This window comes from Bernardetia sp. Wsw4-3y2 (genome assembly GCF_037126295.1).
In the GTDB taxonomy this organism is placed as follows: domain Bacteria; phylum Bacteroidota; class Bacteroidia; order Cytophagales; family Bernardetiaceae; genus Bernardetia.
Genome location: NZ_CP147018.1, coordinates 153,831 through 177,271 on the forward strand (window position 1 = coordinate 153,831; position 23,441 = coordinate 177,271).

A 23,441-nucleotide genomic window follows, 5' to 3' on the forward strand; every position below is an offset into this window, starting at 1 on the left:
AAAGAGGTGTTGCTGTTGTTGAGGAAAAAAATAGAGTAGTAGATGATTTTTGAGACAGTTTACTACCTTGTCAAAACAATATAATCCTGTAATACAGTATGTAAAAACTGTTTAGTTTGTTGTGGACTTGAAAATTTTTCTTGTGGAACATCTAGTTTTTGGGCAGCTAAAAGAGCTGTTTTTTGAAGTAATTTATAGGTTTCTTTTTGTTTTGGAAAACGACTTGCACGATTTAGAATTGTTTTGATGGCAAGCATATCCTCCTCTGAAAACACTGTAACACGCTCATAAGTAGGTTCATAGTTTCTAAAAGAACGAATATTAAGTAATTCTTTCATATTTACATGTTGAGTAGATTTTACTTTAATAACTGTTGTTCCTGCCAAAATATCTCCCAAACGCTGTCCTTTTTCAGTTCCTGTAACCAACAAAACAGCTAAAGCACCTGAGGAAAAAACTATATCTACCATTCTGAATGCCCAACGCATAAAGTAATCGGAAAGAGAAGGAATATCACCATTTAGCTTTACTACACGAATTCCCATTGCTCGTTTGCCAATACTTTGTCCATTAAAAATAATTTCACAAAAGAGCGAATAAAAAAGCCATATAGGTAAAATAATCAGAAAACTAAAAAAAGTGTATGCTTTTTCCGACCAACCAACAACATAAAGTAACCAACTAAATAATAGATACAAGACAATATTTACTAGAATAAGAATAGCCAAATCTATAACCCAAGCAATGATACGCTGAACGGTAGAAGGTAATTCGTATTCAATAGTTACGTTTTGAGAAGTGCGAATAGAAATGGTTTTCATATATTTACAGAGTATTTTTTTATTATCTAACCTTATATTTTAAATTTCTTAGAACAAATAAAAGTTTTAGCTTACAAATTAGTAAAATAATTAGTATTTTGTAGTTTATTATATAAAAAATGATGACAAAATAATTGGCAGAGCAATTTTATAAAATTCATAAAAAATGAGAGAAAATACTTTTATAGAACAAAATAAGGAAAAATGGCAAGACTTTGAGCAATTACTCAAAGAAAAACAACGTAATCCAGACAAACTTAGTGAATCTTTTGTCGAAATTACAGATGACCTTTCTTATGCACGTACATTTTACCCTAATCGTTCGGTGCGTTTATATCTCAACGGAATTGCTCAACAAATATTTAGAGATGTCTATAAAAATAAACGGGTTAGGTGGCAAAAACTCCTAGATTTTTGGACAACTGATTTGCCTGCCACCATGTATATGATTCGAAAAGACCTTTTAGTTGCTTTTCTTATTTTCTTTGGTGCTTTACTGATTGGTATTTTTTCTACTGTACAAGACCCTGATTTTGTAAATGTTATTTTAGGAGAAAGTTATGTGCAAATGACAGAGGAGAATATTGCCAATGGAGACCCAATGGCTGTTTATAAAGGAAGTGATGAGATAAGTATGTTTTTTCGGATTACATTTAATAATTTGAGAGTTGCTTTTATGAGTTTTGTTATGGGCGCACTCTTTTGTATAGGAAGTATTTTTGTATCTATTTATAATGGAATAATGGTAGGGTCTTTTCAATATTTTTTCTATGAAAAGGATGTTTTGATAGATTCCATGTTTGCGATTTGGTTACACGGAACGCTTGAAATTTCATCGATTGTTATTGCTACAGCAGCAGGAATTACGATGGGAAAAGGGTTGCTTTTTCCAGGCACACTCAGTAGATTGGAATCTTTTCAGATTAGTGCAAGACGTGGAATGAAAGTAATGGTAGGACTTGTTCCTGTGATTATTTTGGCTGGGTTTATTGAAAGTTTTCTAACTCGTTATACCGATATGCCTTTAATTATTCGTGGAATACTTATTCTAGTTTCGTTTCTTTTTATGGTAGGTTATTTTGTGATTTATCCATATATTTTGGTAAAGACTAAAAAAATAACATTACCTGTTCAGAAACTTCCCGAAACAAGTGAAGACAGTGAATTTGAGCTTTTTCAGATACGAACATTAGGTAATATTCTGACAGAGTCAATGATGATTCATAGAAGACATTTTGTTCCTATTTTTAATCTATGTGTTGTGATGTTATTTCCTTTGGCTATTATGATGTATCTTTTAGTTTTTAAAGATATTTCAAATTTTGATTTTCCTCGTGATTTGGAATATAAGATGGAGAAATATTATTTATTAATCGTAACAGGAAATTATATTCAAAGTATTCCCTTCATGATAGCACATACATTAATTTGGACACTTGGCATTACCTTTCCTTATTATTTTTTCTCTGAAACGGTCACTCAGGAATCTAGAAAGATAGAGTGGTCTGTTAAAGGTTTTGGTAATTTTCTGCTCAAAAATGGTTACAAATCATTTTTAGCTGTTCTTTTGGTAAAAGTTATTATTTTTTCTAGTCCGTACATGATTTTTGTTGCTTTACTAGTTACGCCACTATTACTTTTTTGGTTATTTACTTGGACGACTCAAACAAATAACCCTTTCAAAGCCTTTGGAAAAGCACTAAAACTATTTTTCTTTCAACCAATCGATAGTTTTATGATGATGGCAATTACTCTTTTGGTAGGTTCTGTTTATTATGTTCTTATCAATTCTCCTTTGAGTGGTTTCTTTATTGGAGTTTTGGAAATGCACTTTTTGGAAGGCGAAACGTTTGCACTCAAGATTGTACAAGTATTTTATTTTGCTAGTCTGATTACAGGTATGTTTCTCATTGTTCCTTTATTTATTTATTCTATCGGAATGCAGTATTTTAGTGTGATGGAACGTGCTGAAAATACCACACTCAAACAACGTATTGAAGCCATCAAAGTAGAGGAATAGAACATTATATGTCGTTGGTGGGACACCGATATTAGAAAGTTTATATATTGTCAGTCTAAAACCAACCAACAGCAAAAAGAAAGAATTACTAAAAAATTAAATTACTTTAGAAACCAAAAACACCTTCAAATTTATAAGATTTGAAGGTGTTTTTAGTATTTATAATCTCTATCTATTTATCTCTTTACTTAGGATTTGTAGCCCAAACTGTGGCATCAGTAATAAAACCAACATCATTCATAGAAAGTAAAGATACGATAGTATGAGCAATTTCAGTTCCTTGTAGTTTGCTCTCATTTTCTTTGTCTTGTGTAGCTCCTACTTTATCAAAAAATGGTGTCACCACTTCACTAGGATTTACTTGCATTACTCTGACGTTGTGTTTACGAAGTTCTGCACGCCAACATTCTGTCATGGCAGCCAATGCAAATTTACTAGAACAGTAAGCTGTTCCATTTGCAAAACCTTTTTGAGAAGCTGTAGAAGCAATATTTATAATATTTCCAGTATTTTCTTTTTGGAAATGTTTGGCAGCTTCCTTTCCTACCATAAAAGCACCTTTTACATTTACTTCCCAAACTTTAGTAAAATCTTTTACTGAAGTATCTACCAATGCACCAAAACTACCAATTCCTGCATTATTTATAACTACATTAATTCCTCCCATTTCTTGAAGTGCTTTTTCGAATAAGTTTTTGACATCAACTTCATTCGAAATATCAGCAGTTGTTCCTTTTATTCCTAATTCTGAAATAGCTTTTTGTACGTCTTTTGCGTTTCTAGCACAGATAAAAACATCTGCTCCTTGTTCTTTCAGAAGTTTAGCTGTTGCATAACCTATTCCTGTACTTCCACCTGTCAAAATTACTTTTGCGTCTTTGATTTGCATAAAAAATGAGTATGATTAATTTTTTGATAAATTGATTTAAAGTTTAACATGTAATCAAAGAACTACTAGATAATATTGTTTTAAATTTTAGAATAAACTAACATTTTTGAAAAAAATAAAAACAATAAACAAGAAATGAAAATTCATATCTAATCACTTTAAAACTCATATATTTCTTTCCAAGGTTGTATAGGATTACGATTTGGTATTGGTTCACCTGTTTCTTCATCTACTTTTAATTTTATTTTTTGACCTGTCGTAATTTTTTTAATCTTAAATTTGGGTAACTCTTGAGTATAATAAAAAGGCTGGTTGGGTTTATAAATTTCTGTATCCATATTATAAAATGGAACAACTACATAACCATAGAGCTTAAACTCTTCTGGCAAATCCTTTTTATTTTCAGGATATACGTACAAGAAAAACTCATTTTCTAGATTTCTTATTGGTAATTTGGGATTATAATAAGTTAATTTTGTCTTATCTTCGCTCAAATATATCCCAAAAAAATCACCATCTATAATTCTTTTTCCATCTATATTTTTTACTTTATAGGTGTTTTTGGCAGCATCTTCTGTACTTCTGCCTTGCATAATCATTTTATAAGTAGGCTTTTCTTCAATACGCCAGTTAAAATTATTTAGCTCAGAGTTTTTCTTAGTAATAAGCTGAGGAGGAATTACTTGCCCTTCGGGTTGCTGTAAAAATAGGATTTCTTCTAGCTCGTTATCTGCAATAAATTTCATAATAATATTACTACATTTTATGTAATTCATTCCTTTTAAGGTAGCCTCTTCTTCTTTTTTTTCTTCTATCATAAAATAAATACTCTCACCATTTCCATTTACATTTACTCTTTTTATATAGCCACTATCAAAAACGGCAAGCAAATCCCGACCTTTTATTTGATTAAATTGTCCGAATACATCAGCCGAAATAACAAAAGCTTTATCGGTAATTGTCATAGAATCTACAGTATTATCTCTCAGTTTTGCTTTTATTTTTGTACCTGAAAGTTGATTTGCAGTATTCCATAAAACAGGGTCATAATCAAAATAAATAATAGAATCTTCTAAGTCATAATTTAAAGAATCACAAATTCCCTGCAAATCTTGCTTATAAATCTTGACATTTCTGTAAGCATAAAAACGCTGTTCAGCTGCTACGCTATCATTCATTGCAATTAATGTATCAGCAGCAATATAGAGTGTGTCCTTTTTGAAAGGTTTTACCAAAAGAGCATCTCCATAGGCATCTAAACGGCTTTTTATCCCATCATAGTAGGCTTCATCTCCAAAAATAGTGACATTTTCTTTTTTGTAATAGAGCTGTACATTCTCCTTGAAAATGCCTTTTTCTGTCAAATTATCATAATCGATAAAATTAGCAGAAATAATATAATCTCGGTTTTCGATGCGAGTAGCTACATTCGAACCTTCTGCTGTTTTCAAAATTCCTGTTTGAGCATTTATTTGAGTTCCTTTTACAGCATTGATAGTTCCATCTTTATTGATGATTTTTCCCTCTGAATCAAAAAAGATTGTTTTTGTAACTGTATTATAAGCTACCGAATCAGCTATAAGTTGTTGGTCTGGACTAAGTGCTTGTACATTTCCACGAAAAGTAGCAATTCTAGAATTTGTGTTATAATAGCCTCTATCACTTGTCAGTCTTGAAGTTTTGTCTGTAACTACTCCTCCTTCAAAATAAGCTGCTGTTTTTGTTTTGAGGTTATAATTTAATTTTCGTGTTCGAACTGTTTTTTCTTGGTCTTGCAAAACTACATTTCCTCTTACTTTGGCTAATTTTGTATACCCATCATAATAAAGTGTATCGCCAGTAAGAGTAAGGCTGTCCTGTTCTACAAAACGAATATTTCCAAATGCTTCAATTTGATTTCTGTCAATATATTGAAAAACACTATCGGCATACATGATTGTGTTTTTCTGTTTAAACTGAACTTGTCCACGTTCATCTTTTTTCAGAATACGTATTTTTTCCCCATTTGGCAATACATCGCCTTCCAAAACTCCAGCTTTCAAAAGTTCTACCCTTGATATTGTTTGGGTTGTATCTTCAATAGTTTCTAAAGTAGGTTTTTTTTCTATGGTTTTGTTAGTTGCTTTTTGAGCAAAAGAAGAATGCGAAAAGAACGCTGATGAAGATAACAAGAAAATGAAAAATGTAACAAATAAAAATCTCATAAATTCCTTTTTTTGAACGACTAGAAATGCTTTGAATTAATTTACAAAGTTAGTCTATTTTAATTCTATGTTGCATAAATTGATTTAGAAAAAATGGTATTTTGTATTTACTTAATCTTTGCTAAAGCTATTTAACGGATTTTTTCAGGTATTTCTTATTGCAAAAGAATCAAGTACACTATGAATTACAGTCACTTTTTCTAAACTTTACTTTCTAACAGTCCGTACTTGTAAGAGAAAAAATACTCTTAACAAAACATTAAACGACTCTTATGAATAATTTTAACGACGAAAATAATGGGTATTTACTTTTTTGCAAGCGATGGAATATAGAAGATGTCAAAAAAGTAGAAAGCATGTATCACTTAGAAGATTTAAAAGCATTTTTGCCTGATGAACCTAGTGAACAAGACAAAATAGCATTAAATAGTGTTTTGGGAGCTAGTTTTGATAATTTTTATGGATATATGGACTATCAAAAATCAACTAATACCTTCGAACTTATCATGCAATGGCGTGAAAAAACAGGTAAGTTTGAGATATAAATTTCTTTTTATTTGATTAATTCAATACCGTAACATAAATTATTTTGTATTTCTTTGTATGTAAAACAGGGTTAAAACCCTGTTCAATTCATAATTCTGCCATTGTCGGTGTCCCCACCGACGATAGCAAAATACAAACAAACTTATATTACGCTGTATTCAACCTATAGATTAAATCTAGACTTTTTAGTCTGCATCCACACACATACCCTCATCTTATACTAACTTCAATTCTGTAAATATTACACCCTAGAAATAAAATACTCTATTTGAAGGAGCTGATAGCTATGAAATGCCATCTATTGTAGCCATGTTAAAAAGCAAATTTTACTAACTATAATTTCTAAAAATATAAAATAAAACTAATGTTTTAGGTGTTTTTTTGAATTATAATCTGTTTAATGTCGCAATTTTAACGTTTAAGAAGCGTTATTTTTTTATAATAAAGATAAAAAATGTTACCTTGCATGAGGTTTATTCAATTAACTAAAATAAAATTTAGTTTTCGTTTTATCTACTATTATATTTTTGATAAGACTATTGATTATATCACTACCAGCTATAAAAATTTCAATCATATTTATATTACGACAATGAATTTAGGTTTATTCAAAAATTTTTTATGTGTAATTGTTCTATTTGCTTGCTTTGGACTTTATCATAAAACTACTGCACAAGATTTACAGTTTTCACAATTTCATAATGCACCTCTTTATCTCAATCCAGCTTTTGCAGGAATGCACCAAGGAGGAAGAATGACACTTAACTATCGCAATCAATGGCCTAGCTTAGATGTCAATTATATTACCTATGCAGGTGGCTTTGATTATTATTTCCCAAATATTCGCTCTTCTATTGGTGTAATTGCCAAAGTAGACGAGCAAAGTACAGGTACAACTCCTTATAAAAGTACAGATGTTTCGCTTATTTATGCGTACATGATTCCTTTAAGTGACAGGCTTACTGTCCAGCCAGCCCTTCAAGTAGGATATGTGCAAAAAAGTGCAGGATTTATCGGACTTACTTTTCCAGACCAATTTAGTGATAAAGGATTTTTAGGAACACCAACAGGAGAAAGTTTTGCTCGTAATCAACTTGGATATGTAGATATTGCAACAGGAGCAGTTCTTTTTGGTCAGAATTTTTGGGTAGGAGTTTCTGCCAATCATATAAATAGTCCTCCTGATAGTTTTATTGGAGATGAAAACCGTTTGCCTATCAAACTATCTTTTCATGGTGGATACAAAATAGACTTTGCAAACCGTTACGACAATCGTAGTAAAAGTATTACTCCTACCTTTATGTACAAAAAACAAGGTTCTTTTCAACAGTTGAGCCTTGGCGCACATGGAGAGTATGAACCACTTTTGTATGGACTTTGGTACAGAGGTTTTCCTATCGAACAATCAGTTAATAATTTTCCAAAACATGATGCTGTTGTAGCTATGTTGGGAGTGAAATTTGGTGGCTGGGCATTGGCTTATAGTTATGATTGGTCTATTTCAGAAGTTGCAGGAGCTAGAGCAAATTCACATGAAATTTCTTTAGTATTTAGCTTTGGTGGAAAAGACGATGTAGCTTGTCCCAATCCTTTTTCTGAACCTCGTTATAAAGGTGCACGTTATCGTTAGAAAAATATTCTATGTTAAATAGAAATCAAAATTTGTAAAGAAATTAAAAATCAGACAGTTGTTATATTGTCTGATTTTTCTTTTTTATAGATTCTTAGCTCAAACATTTTCACTATTTTAATTTTATATTCTAAATACTGTTCAAATTTGAAAGCTGACCAATTTCATGTTTTATTGATTCTTATTTCCTGCATTGTTGCATATTTGATTCCTTTCGAACTTTTTTTATTTAGTTATATTATTTTGGGTGCTTTACATTATCTGACTGAACTTGCTTGGTTGCATGAAAAAAAATATTTCACTTCATCTGCCAAAATAGAACTAATTATCATTTTTATATGTGCTGTGGGAGTTTCGCTAAGTTATATTTGTTATCGTTTAGAGTTTGATCTAAGTTCTGTAATTCCTTTTTGGAATTCAAAATCAGCTACTCATTTCATTTTTTTAGCCTTTATAATGGCATTTTCTGCTATTTTTCTTAAAAAGAGGAAAGAAAAAATAGTTCTTCTTCTTTTATCTATTCTGGGAATTTATCTATTTCGAAATCAATTTTATTATTTATTTCTTATCGGACTTCTTCTTCCTACACTTATTCATGTCTTTATTTTTACAGGAATATTTATGCTTGTAGGAATTAAGAAAAATCCTACTTTTTGGACAAAGATTTGTTTTATTACTTTTATTGTCTGTGCAATCAGTTTTGCTATTGTTCCAGCTTCTTTGCCTGTTCTGTCTGAAAAAGTGAAGTCTAATTATTTTTTGAGTGGTTTTGATATGCTCAATAAAGTATTTATTGCTCTTTTTGATGGTACTGTTTTTAATGAAGCTAACAAACAATTAATTTTTGAATCTACTTTATCTATAAAAATTCAGCGTTTTGTTGCCTTTGCTTATACCTATCATTATCTCAATTGGTTTTCGAAAGTACATATAATTGCTTGGCATAAAGTAAATAAATTACGTCTTAGTTTAGCTATTTTGCTTTGGATTATGGCTCTAGGAATTTATTTTTATGATTTCAAAACAGGAATACTGACGCTTTATTTTCTAAGTACACTTCATGTTTTGATGGAGTTTCCATTGAATATGCAATCTTTTCAAATTTTGATTCAAAAATAATTCTTCGTATTTTATATAAGTAATTTAGCCAAGTTGTTTCTGATTTATATCTTTGCCTTTCAATTCTTTAAGGCTTTCTTTCTCCTATTTTTACTTACAAAATTAAACCAACTGTTATGAAAATTAATTTACTCAAAAAATATAGTTTATTTTCAATTATATTTGTGTCTTTACTTGTTTTTTCAAGTTGTGGTGCTTCAAAACGCTCTAGCTGCCCTACTTATAGAGATTCTGATCCAAAAGTTATTTTTGGAGAAATAACATTGAAAGAAAGAATGGATCAACAAGAAAAAGACCTTCAAGTGAAGTCAGATAAACAGCGAAGAAAAGAAGCCAAACAACAAATTAAACGCTCAAAGAAAGCAAGTAGAAAACGTAAAAAATAATTAAGATAATAGCTAATAGTTCTCAATAATTTTAATGGAAGAATTAGATAATCAACTAGACTTATTACACAAAGGTTATAAAGCCTTATCTTCAAAACTACTTGGATGGTTTGAAACTTTAATTTCAATGTTGCCTAATTTTTTCTTGGCAATACTTGTGCTAATTGTATTTTATTTCTTAGCAAAAGCTATTAAGGTGGGTATCAACCGTGCTCTTTCTCGTTGGGTAGACAACACAAACATATTAGACCTTGCTACTCAAGTTATCTTTTATGTTATCATGATTGTAGGTACTTTTGTTGCATTGGGAGTTCTGAACCTAGATAAGACAGTTACTTCTTTACTTGCAGGTGCTGGTGTTATTGGTCTTGCTCTGAGTTTTGCCTTTCAAGATTTGGCTACTAATTTTATTTCAGGGATTTTTATTGCTGTTCAAAAACCTTTACAAATAGGAGACCTTATTCAGACTAATGATTACATCGGATATGTAAAAAAAATAGGTTTGAGAGCCATTGATATAGAAAATTTTGATGGACAGTATGTAATTATTCCTTCAAAAGAGGTTTTTCAAAATCCTTTATTAAATTATAATCGACTCAATAATCGTAGAGTAAATGTTCCTGTTGGAGTATCTTATGGAGACGATATAGAAGTTGTAGAAAAACTCCTTTATGAAACCATTCGTGATTTAGATATTACAAAGAATGATTTTAGTGATGTACGTATAGATTTTGATGGTTTTGGAGATAGTTCTGTTAATTTTATTGTTCGATTTTGGATAAATAGATGCGACCAACCTTCTTATCATAAGGCTTATACTAGAGCTGGAATTGCTATTAAAAAAGCATTTGATGCCAATGATATTACAATTCCTTTTCCAATTCGCACTTTAGATTTTGGAATAAAAGGAGGTGAAAAACTCAATCAACAGCTTGCCATTTTAGAGATATTAGACAGAATAGAAAAGAAAAATCATTAAGTGTTCAGTTTCATAAGTTTGTTTTATGAATTTTGATTATGCTTTTATACACAAAAAACGGGTTCAAACATCCTTGCCTGAACCAGTTTAGTAAAATAATAATTCTGTGTATTTGCCTTAATCTTATAAAACGCCTTTTGTAGAAGGCAATTCAGACGAACCTGTATGTGTTTTTGCCATTTTAAGAGCTTTTGCAAAGGCTTTAAAAATTGCTTCAACTTTGTGGTGTTCGTTTGCACCGTCCATTGGTTCAGCTTTGATATTTATGTTTGATTTTGAGGTATCGCTAAGCGATTTAAAAAAGTGCATAAACATTTCGGTAGGCATATCTCCAATTTTTTCTCGCTTGAAATCTGCATCCCAAACCAACCAAGGTCTTCCTCCAAAATCAAGTGCTACCTGTGCCAAAACTTCATCCATTGGTAAACAAAAGCCATAACGCTCAATACCTCGTTTATTTCCAAAGGCTTTTAAAAGAGCTTCTCCAAGTGCGAGAGCTGTATCTTCGATAGTGTGATGTTCGTCGATATGTAAATCTCCTTTTGTTTGGATTTTCAAATCTACTTCTCCGTGTCTTGCAATTTGTTCTAGCATGTGGTCAAAAAAAGCAATTCCTGTATTTATTTCTGCTTTTCCTGTTCCATCCAAATCTATTTCTATGTCGATGTCAGTTTCTTTGGTTGTGCGTTTTACCTTTCCGATTCTAGAACCAAATTTAGATTGTGGTGTAGAAAGAAAATCTTTGATTTCTGTCCAATCATCACTTACCAAGACACAAATAGAAGCCAGTTCAGGATTTTTTAAACTAATTGCTTTGTCATTTTCTGCAATCAAAATTCCTTTACAACCTAAGTTTTTAGCTAATTGTATATCACTAAATCTGTCTCCAATAACAAAAGAGTTTTGAATATCAAAGTCAGGGTTGTTTAAATAGTGTTTTACTAATCCAATTTCAGGTTTACGGTTTGGTGATTTTTCGTGAGGAAATGTTTTGTCAATCAAAATTTCATCAAAAATGATTCCTTCATTTTCTAAGATATTGAGCATTTTATTGTGTGCAGGATGAAAAGTATGTTCTGGAAAACTTACTGTTCCTAAGCCATCTTGATTAGTTACCATTACCAATTCATATTCTTTGCTGGCTGCAAGTTCATATAAATTTCTCAAAACGGCTGGTAAAAACTCTAATTTATCTAGTGAGTCGATTTGTTCGTCGGCTGGTTCTTTTATGATTGTTCCGTCACGATCAATGAAAAGTATTTTTTTCATGGTTTTTCTTTGTGTTATTACTCAAACAATTTAGTGTATGGTAGGAATTTTTTAAAATAGAATATAGCTTTCCTTTATTGGACAGGGTTTCAACCCTGTTTTGGATTTTTACAAAAATAACAGAATTTTTCCACAAAATTGTTTAGACTTATTCTAAATAATTCTTGTTTTTTTAAAAATAGAATTATACATTTGCAACTCTATTGAGAATTAGTCTAAATAAGTATAGTGATTTAGTTCTTATCATTTTATTAAAAAAATATTCATAGCCATGAAAAAATCAACAACCTCTTTTCTCTTACTTTTAGTTTTACTTTGTAGCACTTTTTTAGTTTCTTCTTGTAAAGATGATGAAGATGAAGAGCAGGATTCAGAATTAAAATTAGATGAAAATCAAGTAAATAGTTTTCTTTCTAATTATTCAAATATTGTTTATGCTTCTTATGAAGATAGTTATAATACAGCAAAATTATTAGATGATGCCATTAAAGCATTTACTCAAAGTCCTTCTCAAGCTACTTTAGAGGCAGCAAAAACAGCTTGGATAGCAGCAAGAGAGCCTTATGGACAAACAGAATCTTATCGTTTTTATGGTGGTCCAATTGATGGTGATGAAGGTGTAGAAGGTTTTATCAATGCTTGGCCTCTTGATGAATCGTATATTGATTATGTAGAAGGTAACGCTACAACAGGAATAATTAATAATCCAACAGATTTTCCTACTATTGATAAGCAAACTTTGATGGATGCAAACGAACAAGATGGAGAAACAAACATCAGTACAGGATACCACGCTATTGAATTTTTGCTTTGGGGACAAGATGTTACTTTAGGTGCAGGTGGTGGAGACCGTGCTTTCACAGATTATACAACAGCAGAAAATGCAGAGCGTAGAAAAACATATCTTTTGACTGCTTCTAGTCTTCTTTTAGACCATTTACAAACTGTTTTGAATGAGTGGACTCCTAATACAGCAGGAAATTACAGAGCTTCTTTTGAAAATAGTTCGAATCCAAAATCTCGTTTATTAGACGTTTTGGTAGGAATTTCTTCGCTTAGTAAAGGTGAGCTTGCAGGAGAGCGTATTTTTGTAGCTTTAGATGAGCCAGATAGAGAAAATGAGCATTCTTGTTTTAGCGACAATACAGATAGAGATGTTGTAAATAATGCGCTTGCTGTTGATAATGTGTATTTTGGTAGATACAAAAGAACAGATGGATCAACTATTTCAGGAACAAGTATTTCAGATATTTTTGAGCTTGCCGATACAGAAAAAACAGCCGCTTTAGATGCCAAAATGAACGAAACAATAGTAAATGTAAATGCCATTCAGAATCCATTTGAAACTGAAATGGTAGAAGCAGACGGACGTGCAAGACTTCAAGCATGTGTTACTTCTCTAACAGAACAAGCTGACATGATTTTAGAACTTGCTTCTTTGTATGGAATTAATATCGTTTTAGAATAATCATTTTAATTATTAGGAATATAAAATGAATAAATTTACACTTTGAAAAATTCACTTAATAAACAGGGTTAAAACCCTGTTCAATTAAAAAACTACCTTTTGTGATTTTTTACAAAGATGTGTTTTCAAAAATAGACTATGAATTATAAATTGTACAGGGTTTTAACCCTGTTTTTATAGATAGCTTCTGATACTTTTGTAATCAATTTAAACCCTAAGAGTCTTCAAGACGCTTAGGGTTTGTGAGTAAAAATCTCAATCTAATTTTATAAAAATATGCGTTCTTACTTATTACTTTCTCTATCTTTTATTTTACTTTTTTCTTCTTGTAAAAATGAAGAAACCGAACCTCTTTTTGAAGAAAACGAAATTTATGCAGGAGGAAATGCTACTACTTTTGACCAATCTCAAAATGCTTTTGGACATGCTGCAAACAAACTTACAACTGAAGAAAATGGAAAATTTGTTACAGGAAATTCGTTTTTTAAAGCAAATTGGGTAGCTGCACCTTCTTCTACTGTCGGACTTGATGGTTTGGGAGGATTTTTTAGCGCACGTTCGTGTTCGGGTTGTCATGCCTTTGATGGACGTGGAAATTTACCTCAAAATCAAGGTGATGATATTGTTGCCTTAGTGATAAAATTGAGTGTCAGAAATGGAGTAACGTATGAAAATGAGCCAACTTATGGTGGACAGTTATCTAGTCAGGCTATTTTTGGAATGGAAGCAGAAGGAAATATTTCTATTTCGCACCAAACTATTACTGGAAGTTTTGCAGATGGAACAAGTTATACTTTAGAGAAACCTATTTATAATTTCGAAAGAATGAATTATGGAAATGTTCACCCAAATGTAGTTGTTTCTCCTCGTCTTGCACCACATATTGCAGGTTTAGGACTTTTAGAAGCTGTTTCAGAACAAACTCTTCTTTCTTTTGCTGATGAAAATGATGCAAATAATGATGGAATTTCTGGGAAACCAAACTATGTTTTGGAAGCTGAAACAGGACAAATAAAAATTGGTCGTTTTGGTTTGAAATCAAATCAAGTTTCTTTAAGAGAGCAAGTAGCTGGAGCATTTAATGGAGATATGGGAATTACGTCTTCTATCCATCCAATAGAAAATTGTACGGATGCACAACAAAATTGTAAAGAGGCTATTTCGGGAAGTACAGATGAAGAAATGGAAATTAGTGAATCAAAACTAGCAAAAGTAGTTTTGTATTGCCAGACACTTGCTGTTCCTGCTCGTCGTGATGCTGACAACGAACAAGTTTTGAGAGGGAAACAGATTTTTTCCAATCTAAATTGTAATAAATGCCATATTCCAAAAATGAAAACAGATTTTCATGAAATTCAAGCTCTTTCTAATCAAACCATTTATCCTTATACAGATTTGCTTTTACACGATATGGGAGAAGATTTAGCAGATAATCGTCCAGATTTTGAAGCAACAGGAAATGAATGGCGAACTGCTCCTTTGTGGGGATTAGGAATGGTTCAGCGTGTAAATCCACGAGCTACTTTTATGCACGACGGAAGAGCAAAAACAATAGAAGAAGCAATTTTATGGCACAATGGAGAAGCAAAAAACAGTCAAGAAGCCTATAAAAGTTTATCAAAAAATGAAAGAACTGATTTACTCACTTTTCTGAATTCTTTATAATTTAATTTGTCTTTCATTCTAAAAACTTTGTCAGAGTTTGACAAAACAAACTCTGACAAAGTTTAAATAAGTCTAATAAAACTATAAACTAGTCTATTTTTTCAATGATTCAGCCGTTTTGACAAGGCGAATAAATTCTCCTTTGTACCCTTCTTCGTCATTAGTTTTTGCGTTGGGAGCATTTTCCAAAATCCATTTATACAAATCAGAATCTTTTTCTTTTTTGTATTTCGAATCAGTCAGAATCATTCCAAACATCGCAACAGCATTTGTCCAAACAAAATTTTCAGAGTTATCTGTTTTAATTTCATTCATAATAACTTCTTCAAATTTTACACTTTTATCTCCGTCAGGTTCTTTGTAACGAAACTTTACAGTCATCAGTTCTTGACTTCCTGCTGCTTCCGAAACTTCTGAATTTTGGTATTTTAAGTTCTGTTCTTTTCCGTCTGTTTTAGGCAAAAAATCAGATTTTACACCAACAGGAATAATTTCATAAAGAGCTGTTACTGTATGACCTACGCCTATTTCTCCAGCATCTTTTGTGTCGTCGTCGAAGTCTTCTTCATTCAAAAGACGATTTTCATAACCCACCAAACGGTACGCAGCTACATAATTTGGGTTAAATTCAATTTGAATCTTGACATCTTTTGCAAGTGTAAAAAGTGTTCCTGAAAATTCGGTAACAAGCATCTTTCTAGCTTCTTGAAAGTCATCAATGTAGCCATAATTTCCGTTTCCTTTATCTGCTAATGTTTCAAGTTTTGAATCTTTGTAATTTCCCATTCCAAAACCCAAACACGTCAGAAAAACACCACTTTCACGCTCTTTTTCTATCAATCTTTGCATATCGCCATCAGAAGAAGCTCCTACATTAAAATCACCATCAGTACACAAAATGACACGATTTGTCCCATCTTTGATGAAATTTTCCTTCGCAATTTTGTAAGCTAATTCTATTCCCTGTCCTCCTGCTGTACTTCCTCCAGCACTAAGTTGGTCTAAGGCTGCAATAATTTCTTCTTTTTTAGTTCCAGAAGTAGAAGGCAAAACTACACCTGCTGCACCTGCATAAACTACAATGGCTACTTTGTCATTTTCTCGTAATTCTTTTACCAGTTCTGTAAGTCCTTTTTTGAGCAAAGGCAATTTATTTGCAGAACTCATAGAACCCGAAACATCAAGCAGAAAAACAATATTACTATTTGGTAAATTATCTTTTTTGATTTTTTTTGCTTGTAAGCCTACCAAAACAAGTTTGTGGTCTTCATTCCAAGCACAATTTCCATATTCTGTCGTAACTCCAAAAGGGTGTTCATTTGTAGGTTCTTGATAGTCATAATTGAAATAATTTATCATTTCTTCTACTCTAACGGCATCTTGTGGAGGCATTTGTCCATCATTCAAAAAACGACGTACATTAGAATAAGAAGCCTTATCTACATCAATCGAAAATGTAGAAAGTGGGTTTTGAGAAACAGAACTAAATCCGTTTTCTTCTTTTGATGAATAACTTTCAGTAGTAGGTTCTTGATAAGAAGAATTAGAATAACTGTATGAATAATTTGAACTTGTGCTACTACTGCTATGTTTATTTTTTTTACGTCTCTTTCTTCCTCCAGACCTTCCAGAATAACCTGTAACTACGACTTCTTCCAGTCCTGCATCTTCTACTAGAGTTACATCAATGACAGATTTTTGTCCAATCCTAATTTCTTGTGATTCATAACCTACAAAACTAAAAACCAAAACATCACTTCCTTCAGGAACAGTAATAGAATATTTTCCTTCCATGTCACTTTGCGTTCCATGTTGTGTTCCTTTTACTTGAACCGTTGCACCAGGTAAAGCACCATCAGCACTTGTAACTGTTCCTGTGATAGTGCGCTGCGAAAAAGCAATATCTGAAATAAAATAGCTTCCCAAAAATAAGAGAATTGTAAATACGTACTTGTACATCTTCATAATAAAAATAAATTAGTGAGTAAAAATGATTTTTTATAAAATTATATTTTGTAGAAAGGGTAATTTTTGATGTGATTCTTTCCCTATTCGTAAAAAAACTTAAAAACGTTGCAAAGTAATTATAAAGAATCTTGTGAGTAGGATTGTAAAACCTTTAGAAATGGCTAATTTTGTTTTATAAAATAATATTAATTAGCTCTTCATTTTGATTATAGATGCTACTTTGCTGATTAATCCATAAAAATAGTTTACATTTTAAAATAGTCCTTCATAAAAAGATATGAGTCAAAAAACAACTTTACGCCAATTTTTGAAAGATAATGAAGCAAATCTTCCTGCTCCACTTTCTGAATTAGACCATTTATTACATTCGATTGCTCGTACAGCAAAAACTGTTCATAGCCATGTTTCTCGTGCTGCCATCACAGATTTGTATGGAACAGCAGGTTCTAGTAACGTACAAGGCGAAGAACAGCAAAAATTGGATGTTCTTGCAAACACCCTTTTTATTACTACATTTAGAGAAAGTAATCTGGTTTGTGTAGTGGGTTCGGAAGAAGAAGAAGAAATTATTTTGACCGATAATAATGATGCTGAATATGTTGTGGCAATGGATCCCTTAGACGGCTCGTCAAATATTGATGTAAATGTTTCTATTGGAACTATTTTTTCGGTCTTTAAGCGCAAATCTCCAAAAGGAACAAAGCCAAAAGTAGAAGATGTTTTGCAAAAAGGAACTGAACAGCTTATTGGTGGCTATGTATTGTATGGAACAGCTACAGCTTTAGTTTTTACAACAGGAAATGGCGTTCATATTTTTACCTACGACCCAAAAGGAGGCGAGTTTTTGCTTACTCACAACAATTTAACTATTCCTAAAGACAGTAAAACCTATTCTTGTAATGAAGGAGGTTTTTTAGGTTTTACAGAAGGTGTAAAAAAATACATTGATTTTTGCAAAGAAGGTGGCGAATACAAAGCTCGTTACATCGGTTCTTTGGTGGCAGATTTTCATAGAAATATGCTAAAAGGAGGAATTTTTATCTATCCAAGTACAGAAAAAACACCAAAAGGAAAATTGAGATTGTTGTATGAATGTAATCCATTGGCTTTTATTGCCGAACAAGCAGGTGGAAAAGCGTATGATGGACGTGTGCGTATAATGGATATTGAGCCAGATTCTTTACACCAACGAACTACCTATTATGTGGGTTCTGCAAATATGGTCGATAAGGCTTTGGAGCTTATTGAGGCGAATGAGTAAACAAATTTAGAAGTCAGATTTAAGAAGTTAGAAGTGAAATACTAATTTCAGAAGTCCATTTTTACGGAATGCTATTATTACTTTTTTGTGATAATAGCATTTTTTATGGATTACTAATTTCAATATTTTTATTATCTTAGTAATATGAAAATAAAAACTATCTTTCTCGTTCAAGCAAGATACTTGCACCAGATAAATTATTAAATAATGAAGCACATTGTAAAAATATATCTTCTAAACCCTATTCTACCTACTTTTTTTCTGTTGGTATTTTTTTGTTGGATAGGCTACGATAATTTTTTGAAGGAAAAATATACAGATGCAGAGAAGAAAATTTGGAACTCTGCTACAAATAACGTCAGAAATTTAGGAAATACTCTCTTAGAAAACACGAATAGATTATCAAACGATTTAAAATATCAGTCCAGTTATGAGTATTGTTTGAATCAAGACAAAATTCCTCCCATTAATTCGGAATTGGTAAAGCATTTACGAGAATTAATAAATGAAAATTTCGTGCAAAATGATTTTTCGAATCCAAAAGAAATTCCTATTCGTTTTGTATTTGAGAGTTATGTCAAAAAGGCAAGTGAGTTAGATACGGCTTTGGCTAAAAAATACAAAGATTTTGAATTTGAAAACGGCTTGTCAGATAAAGAAATCAATCTCAACTATTTTTCTTATGATAGTATGCAAAGCAAATATCATTTGGCTAGGTTTGAAATGCAACTTGCCGAAATGTACAGCGATGACATGAAACTGTTAGCTAACATATATTTTTTAAATGAATTAAAAGAAAAATTGAGCAATCCAGTTATTGTTCCGTACATTAAAAATCACAATAAAGGAGTAGATATTTATACTGTCTATCCATTTGACACAGAACATACCAAAATTGAATCTCCCAAAGGCTTAGAAACTCATTTTGACGATAGAGGTTATTTGATTATTCCACCTTCTTTGAGAGGCAAAAAGATTGATATGGATATTAGAATAAAATGTTCGGCAGATACCACTTACACTTACAAAAATTATCATGAAGAATAAAATATACATATCTATTTTCTTATGGCTGTCTTTTGTTGTATTGGTTGTTTCTTTTTTTACCCAAAATGCAGAAAAGGAATGTCAAGCACTAAAAGAAACACAAGAAAGTATCTTGAGAGTTCATAAAAAAATGTATAATAATAAGTCGAATAGTATGAGGTTGCGAATAAATATAGCTGGAAATAATCCTAGAGATAAAATAGTTCAAGATACTGTAGAAAAAGGAGAGGTTCTACTAAATTCTATGTTCGTAAAAGAAAAAATAGAAAACGAACGTGTTCTACCTTTTTTGTGGAAGTATTATTATTCAATGGAAGTAGGAAGAGAAATAGATGGTACAGAGAAAATTTTGAAAAAATTAGAAGAGTACGAAGGAGGAAGTGAAATAGTAAAGCAAGTAAATTTTCTTAACCGTTATCAAACTGCATTCTATCATCTATACGAACATTACAATAAAATTGGAGAGTATTCTCGGCGTTTTACTAAAACTAGAATAGTAAACGCTAGTGATACCACTTTAGGTTTTGAATTAGGGTTTTATGATGATTACTTTATAATTCCGAGAAGCAAAGCTTGGTGGATAACAGGTTCTTCAAATAAACTAACTGGTATTCAGACAGAAACATACATAGAAAGGGATACCATTACAAAAATGTACAAAGTTATTCCTTCTAAAAATGGTAAAATTAATCCTTTTGATTATGAAGAAGTAGAGTGAAATTAGCGTTACCCTGATGTCTTAGATGACTTCAACAAAATCTGTAAGACAACTTCACGAGACACCACTTACACTTACAAAAATTATCATGAAGAATAAAATATACATATCCCTTTTTCTATGGCTATCTTTTATCATATTGGTTGTTTCTTATTTTACCCAAAATACAGAAAAGGAATGTCAAGCACTAAAAGAAACACAAAATACCTTCTTGAAGTCGCATAAAAAGATGTATAATGATAAATTTAATAGTATGGAATTGTATATAGATGGTCTTGGAAATAACCCTAGAGACTTTTTAATTCAAAATAAAATACAAGAAGGAGAAAGTTTGCTAGACTCAATGTTTGTAAAAGGTAAAATAGAAAATGAGCGTATTTTACCATTTTTGAGAACACATTATTACTCAATGGGCGAAGTAAATGATACAAAAAAAATACTAAAAGGATTAGAGATCTACAAAGGGAATAATAAAATGTTACAGCAAGTCAATTTAATTGACCGTTACCAAACTTCATTCTATTATTTGTACGAACATCACAAAGAAATTGGAGATTTTAGAATACGTTATTCGAAGACTAACATAATAAATGTTAGTGATACCACGTTAGGGTTTGAGTTTTTAGGACGTTATGAGGGTGTTGTTCTAACTCCAGAAAACAAAGTGTACTGGATGATGGATTCTTCAAAGAAATTAATTGGTATTAAAACAGATACCTATACAAAAGAAGATACTATTACAAAAATGTACAAAGTTATTCCTTCTAAAAATGGCAAAATCAATCCTTTTGATTATGAAGAAGTAGAGCTTGATAAGTAATTAATCAATAATTTAAAAATCGGTTATTAAAAATACTATCATTACAAATATTGTATAGATAGTATTTTTTTGTCATTTATTTAATAGTGAAAAGTCAGTTTTGTAAAATTCTATTTGCCTTTTAGTTTGTGTTTTGCGTAAAGAGTAAAAACAATAGTTTTAATTTATTCAAAAAAAATGCGTATTTTTCTAAAATAAGGAATTACCAAATACCTACCTTACTTATGAATAAAAAACAACAAATAAATGAACTCTTCCGAAAACTTTCCATTGTAGAGTCAAAACAATCTGTTTTTGATAGAGAAATTAGAAAGTTACGTGTAGAAATTGAAGGTCTGCAAAATGAAACTTCTTTTGAGAGCGAAAAACTAAAAGAATCAAGAGAAGAAGAACCAATAAGACAAAAGCCAATTTTTAGAGATATTCCTTCTGACTTTCCTACTGAATCTGAAAATGAGAAGAAAGAAGAAAATAGAGAGTTAAAAAGAAGAAAAACACCTGTTTTTGAAGCACCAACCCAACCTCAGAGAACAAAAGTTCATCAAAAATCAAGTATCGAAAAATTCATTGGTGAAAATGTAATTTATATAGTTGGGGTTTTGATTATTGTTTTGGGGGTTGGTATTGGAGTAAAATATGCCATCGATAATGATATGATTAGTCCACTTACTAGAATAATTTTAGGTTATTTGGTGGGTGCTGGTTTGTTAGGTTTTGCGATTCGTTTGAAGGAAAAGTATGAGAAGTTTAGTGCTGGACTACTTAGTGGTGCAATGGCAATTTTCTACTTTGTTACCTTTATGGGATATGATTTTTATAATCTTTTTCCTAAAGAAATGGCGTTTGGTCTGATGGTCGCTTTTACGGTCTTTACAGTGGTGGCTTCTCTCAATTATGACAGACAAATTATTGCTCATATCGGACTTGTGGGGGCTTATGCAGTTCCGTTTTTGCTTAGTGATGGCTCTGGAAAAGTGATGATTTTGTTTAGTTATATGGCAATTATAAACTTAGGCATTTTAGCCATTTCTATTAAAAAATACTGGAAGCCTCTTTATATAAATGCTTTTACGCTTACTTGGCTTATCGTTTTGGCTTGGTATGGATCAAAATACAATCAAGAAGAACACTTTAGTTTGACATTGATTTTCTCTACTCTCTTTTTTCTCATTTTCTACATTTCGTTTTTGGCATATAAAATCAAGAAAAAGGAAATTTTCAATGTTGGAGATGTTATTTTGATGCTCATCAACTCATTTATTTTTTATGGAGTTGGCTTTGCAACACTTTCAACAAATGTTCAGACAGAAAATTTAGTAGGTTTATTTACACTCGGACAGGCAATTATTCATTTTGGAGTGAGTGTAGTTTTATATAAAAATAAACTGGCTGATAGAAATTTATTCTACTTAGCTTCTGGGTTAGTTTTGGTTTTTATTACTATTGCTGTTCCTGTTCAGTTGGATGGAAATTGGGTAACTCTTATTTGGTCGTTACAAGCTGCGCTGCTGTTTTGGATTGGACGAACAAAAAAAGTCGGTGTTTATGAATCGCTTTCTTTTCCTTTAATGCTCTTGGCTTCTTTTAGTATGCTTCAAGATTGGTTTTTAGCAATTGATGCCTCTACAGGAATATATAGTTATGAAACTGGCAAAACTGTTTTGAATCAAATAACACCAATTTTTAATGTTATTTTTCTGACTTCTGTTATTTTTGCAGCTTCATTTTTCTTTATTGATTTTATCAATAAAAATGATAAATATATTTCTTCATTGAAAGATAAAGCAAGTGGGTTTTTGAGTTTTGTAACTATTGTAATCACTACAACATTACTTTTTGCATTGTATTTACCTTTATTAATTGAAATAATAATTTATTTCAATCAACTTTTTACCTTGTCCAAACTTGAAGTAATGGGACAATATGATTACATGGAAACATTCCATAATTATGATTTGCAGCATTATCAAACTGTTTGGGGATTAAATTATACACTTCTTTTCTTTATCGCACTGGGTTTTTATTGTATCAAAAAAGTAGAAACTCAAATGTCAGTCATTCTCTATTATTTAGCTTCTGCTCTTTTACTTTTTGTTTTTATGAGCGCAGGATTATACGAGTTGAGTGAACTCAGAGATAGTTATATTTCACAAAGTTTAGCTAAATACTATGAGGTAGGTAGCTTTAATTTAATAGTTCGTTATATTTCTTTTTCACTTGTTATCGGTCTTTTATTTATCCTTTTCAGACTTGCAAAACAAGAGTTTTTGAAATTTGATTTTATTCCCTTCTTCGATTTTATTCTTCACGTTTCAGCTTTATGGCTATTGAGTGCCGAACTTATTCATATTCTTAGCCTAACAAGCAATGCCGATGCTTACAAACTTGGTTTGAGTATTTTGTGGGGAGCTTATTCGCTTTTTGTAGTTGTTTTGGGAATTTTGAAAAAGAAAAAATATTTGCGTGTTGGTGGTTTAGTTTGGTTTGGAATTACGTTTGTCAAACTCTTCTTCTACGACATTGCAGCTTTATCAACAATTTCGAAAGTAATTGTCTTTCTATCTTTAGGAACACTTCTTTTGATAATCTCATTCTTATATAATAAATATAAAGACAAGATTGAGGGCTAGA

18 protein-coding genes are annotated in these 23,441 nt (G+C 31.3%); 13 read left to right on the plus strand and 5 right to left on the minus strand.

The window, feature by feature from the left end:
* Nucleotides 1–62: 62 nt before the first annotated feature.
* On the minus strand, nucleotides 63–821 hold the full coding sequence (locus tag V9L05_RS22135) for an RDD family protein (RefSeq protein ID WP_338790841.1): 759 nt from the start codon (nucleotides 819–821) through the stop codon (nucleotides 63–65).
* A 166-nt stretch (nucleotides 822–987) separates the two neighbouring features.
* Between V9L05_RS22135 and V9L05_RS22140 the strand changes: the two genes are divergently transcribed.
* A complete protein-coding gene (locus tag V9L05_RS22140) occupies nucleotides 988–2,841 on the plus strand; it encodes a stage II sporulation protein M (RefSeq protein ID WP_338815718.1) in 1,854 nt (617 codons plus the stop codon).
* 184 nt (nucleotides 2,842–3,025) lie between these two features.
* Here V9L05_RS22140 and V9L05_RS22145 read toward each other — a convergent pair whose 3' ends face one another.
* Together V9L05_RS22145 and V9L05_RS22150 are read right to left on the minus strand one after the other, a co-directional pair.
* A complete protein-coding gene (locus V9L05_RS22145) occupies nucleotides 3,026–3,730 on the minus strand; it encodes an SDR family oxidoreductase (protein ID WP_338790843.1) in 705 nt (234 codons plus the stop codon).
* A gap of 158 nt (nucleotides 3,731–3,888) precedes the next feature.
* Nucleotides 3,889–5,934, minus strand: a complete 2,046-nt coding sequence (locus V9L05_RS22150) for an OstA-like protein (RefSeq protein WP_338815719.1) — start codon at nucleotides 5,932–5,934, stop codon at nucleotides 3,889–3,891.
* A 272-nt stretch (nucleotides 5,935–6,206) separates the two neighbouring features.
* On the opposite strand from V9L05_RS22150, the gene V9L05_RS22155 reads away from it, so the two are divergent.
* The 5 genes from V9L05_RS22155 to V9L05_RS22175 all read left to right on the plus strand — a co-directional run bounded on the left by V9L05_RS22155 (nucleotide 6,207) and on the right by V9L05_RS22175 (nucleotide 10,594).
* On the plus strand, nucleotides 6,207–6,479 hold the full coding sequence (locus V9L05_RS22155) for a hypothetical protein (RefSeq protein ID WP_338815720.1): 273 nt from the start codon (nucleotides 6,207–6,209) through the stop codon (nucleotides 6,477–6,479).
* Between the two features lie 593 nt (nucleotides 6,480–7,072).
* Nucleotides 7,073–8,110: a PorP/SprF family type IX secretion system membrane protein gene (locus V9L05_RS22160; RefSeq protein WP_338790846.1), complete on the plus strand. Its 1,038-nt coding sequence runs from the start codon at nucleotides 7,073–7,075 to the stop codon at nucleotides 8,108–8,110.
* Nucleotides 8,111–8,257: 147 nt separating this feature from the next.
* The gene (locus tag V9L05_RS22165) at nucleotides 8,258–9,229 is read left to right on the plus strand and encodes a hypothetical protein (protein WP_338790847.1); all 972 of its coding nucleotides are present in this window, start codon (nucleotides 8,258–8,260) and stop codon (nucleotides 9,227–9,229) included.
* Nucleotides 9,230–9,345: 116 nt separating this feature from the next.
* Nucleotides 9,346–9,615: a hypothetical protein gene (locus tag V9L05_RS22170; protein ID WP_338790848.1), complete on the plus strand. Its 270-nt coding sequence runs from the start codon at nucleotides 9,346–9,348 to the stop codon at nucleotides 9,613–9,615.
* Nucleotides 9,616–9,649: 34 nt separating this feature from the next.
* On the plus strand, nucleotides 9,650–10,594 hold the full coding sequence (locus V9L05_RS22175; protein ID WP_338815721.1) for a mechanosensitive ion channel: 945 nt from the start codon (nucleotides 9,650–9,652) through the stop codon (nucleotides 10,592–10,594).
* 123 nt (nucleotides 10,595–10,717) lie between these two features.
* On the opposite strand, the gene hisB is transcribed toward V9L05_RS22175, so the two are convergent.
* Nucleotides 10,718–11,863 (minus strand): bifunctional histidinol-phosphatase/imidazoleglycerol-phosphate dehydratase HisB, encoded by a 1,146-nt coding sequence (hisB, locus tag V9L05_RS22180; RefSeq protein WP_338815722.1) that lies wholly within the window; start codon nucleotides 11,861–11,863, stop codon nucleotides 10,718–10,720.
* A 271-nt stretch (nucleotides 11,864–12,134) separates the two neighbouring features.
* On the opposite strand from hisB, the gene V9L05_RS22185 reads away from it, so the two are divergent.
* Both V9L05_RS22185 and V9L05_RS22190 read left to right on the plus strand, forming a co-directional pair.
* Nucleotides 12,135–13,331, plus strand: coding sequence for an imelysin family protein (locus V9L05_RS22185; protein ID WP_338790851.1), 1,197 nt, complete (start codon nucleotides 12,135–12,137; stop codon nucleotides 13,329–13,331).
* 276 nt (nucleotides 13,332–13,607) lie between these two features.
* Nucleotides 13,608–14,996, plus strand: a complete 1,389-nt coding sequence (locus V9L05_RS22190; RefSeq protein WP_338815723.1) for a di-heme oxidoredictase family protein — start codon at nucleotides 13,608–13,610, stop codon at nucleotides 14,994–14,996.
* 93 nt (nucleotides 14,997–15,089) lie between these two features.
* Here V9L05_RS22190 and V9L05_RS22195 read toward each other — a convergent pair whose 3' ends face one another.
* Nucleotides 15,090–16,955 carry a von Willebrand factor type A domain-containing protein gene (locus tag V9L05_RS22195; RefSeq protein ID WP_338815724.1) on the minus strand — a complete coding sequence of 622 codons (1,866 nt, stop codon included), beginning with the start codon at nucleotides 16,953–16,955 and terminating at the stop codon, nucleotides 15,090–15,092.
* A 286-nt stretch (nucleotides 16,956–17,241) separates the two neighbouring features.
* On the opposite strand from V9L05_RS22195, the gene fbp reads away from it, so the two are divergent.
* The 5 genes from fbp to V9L05_RS22220 all read left to right on the plus strand — a co-directional run bounded on the left by fbp (nucleotide 17,242) and on the right by V9L05_RS22220 (nucleotide 23,440).
* Entirely contained in the window at nucleotides 17,242–18,225 is a 984-nt protein-coding gene (gene fbp / locus V9L05_RS22200; protein ID WP_338790855.1) for a class 1 fructose-bisphosphatase, read from the plus strand.
* Between the two features lie 207 nt (nucleotides 18,226–18,432).
* The gene (locus V9L05_RS22205; protein ID WP_338815725.1) at nucleotides 18,433–19,272 is read left to right on the plus strand and encodes a hypothetical protein; all 840 of its coding nucleotides are present in this window, start codon (nucleotides 18,433–18,435) and stop codon (nucleotides 19,270–19,272) included.
* A complete protein-coding gene (locus V9L05_RS22210; RefSeq protein WP_338815726.1) occupies nucleotides 19,262–19,990 on the plus strand; it encodes a hypothetical protein in 729 nt (242 codons plus the stop codon). The genes V9L05_RS22205 and V9L05_RS22210 overlap by 11 nt, the downstream gene beginning before the upstream one ends.
* Nucleotides 19,991–20,015: 25 nt before the next feature.
* Nucleotides 20,016–20,810, plus strand: a complete 795-nt coding sequence (locus V9L05_RS22215) for a hypothetical protein (protein WP_338815727.1) — start codon at nucleotides 20,016–20,018, stop codon at nucleotides 20,808–20,810.
* 224 nt (nucleotides 20,811–21,034) lie between these two features.
* Complete coding sequence (locus V9L05_RS22220) at nucleotides 21,035–23,440, plus strand: DUF2339 domain-containing protein (protein WP_338815728.1); 2,406 nt, start codon at nucleotides 21,035–21,037, stop codon at nucleotides 23,438–23,440.
* Nucleotide 23,441 lies beyond the last annotated feature (1 nt).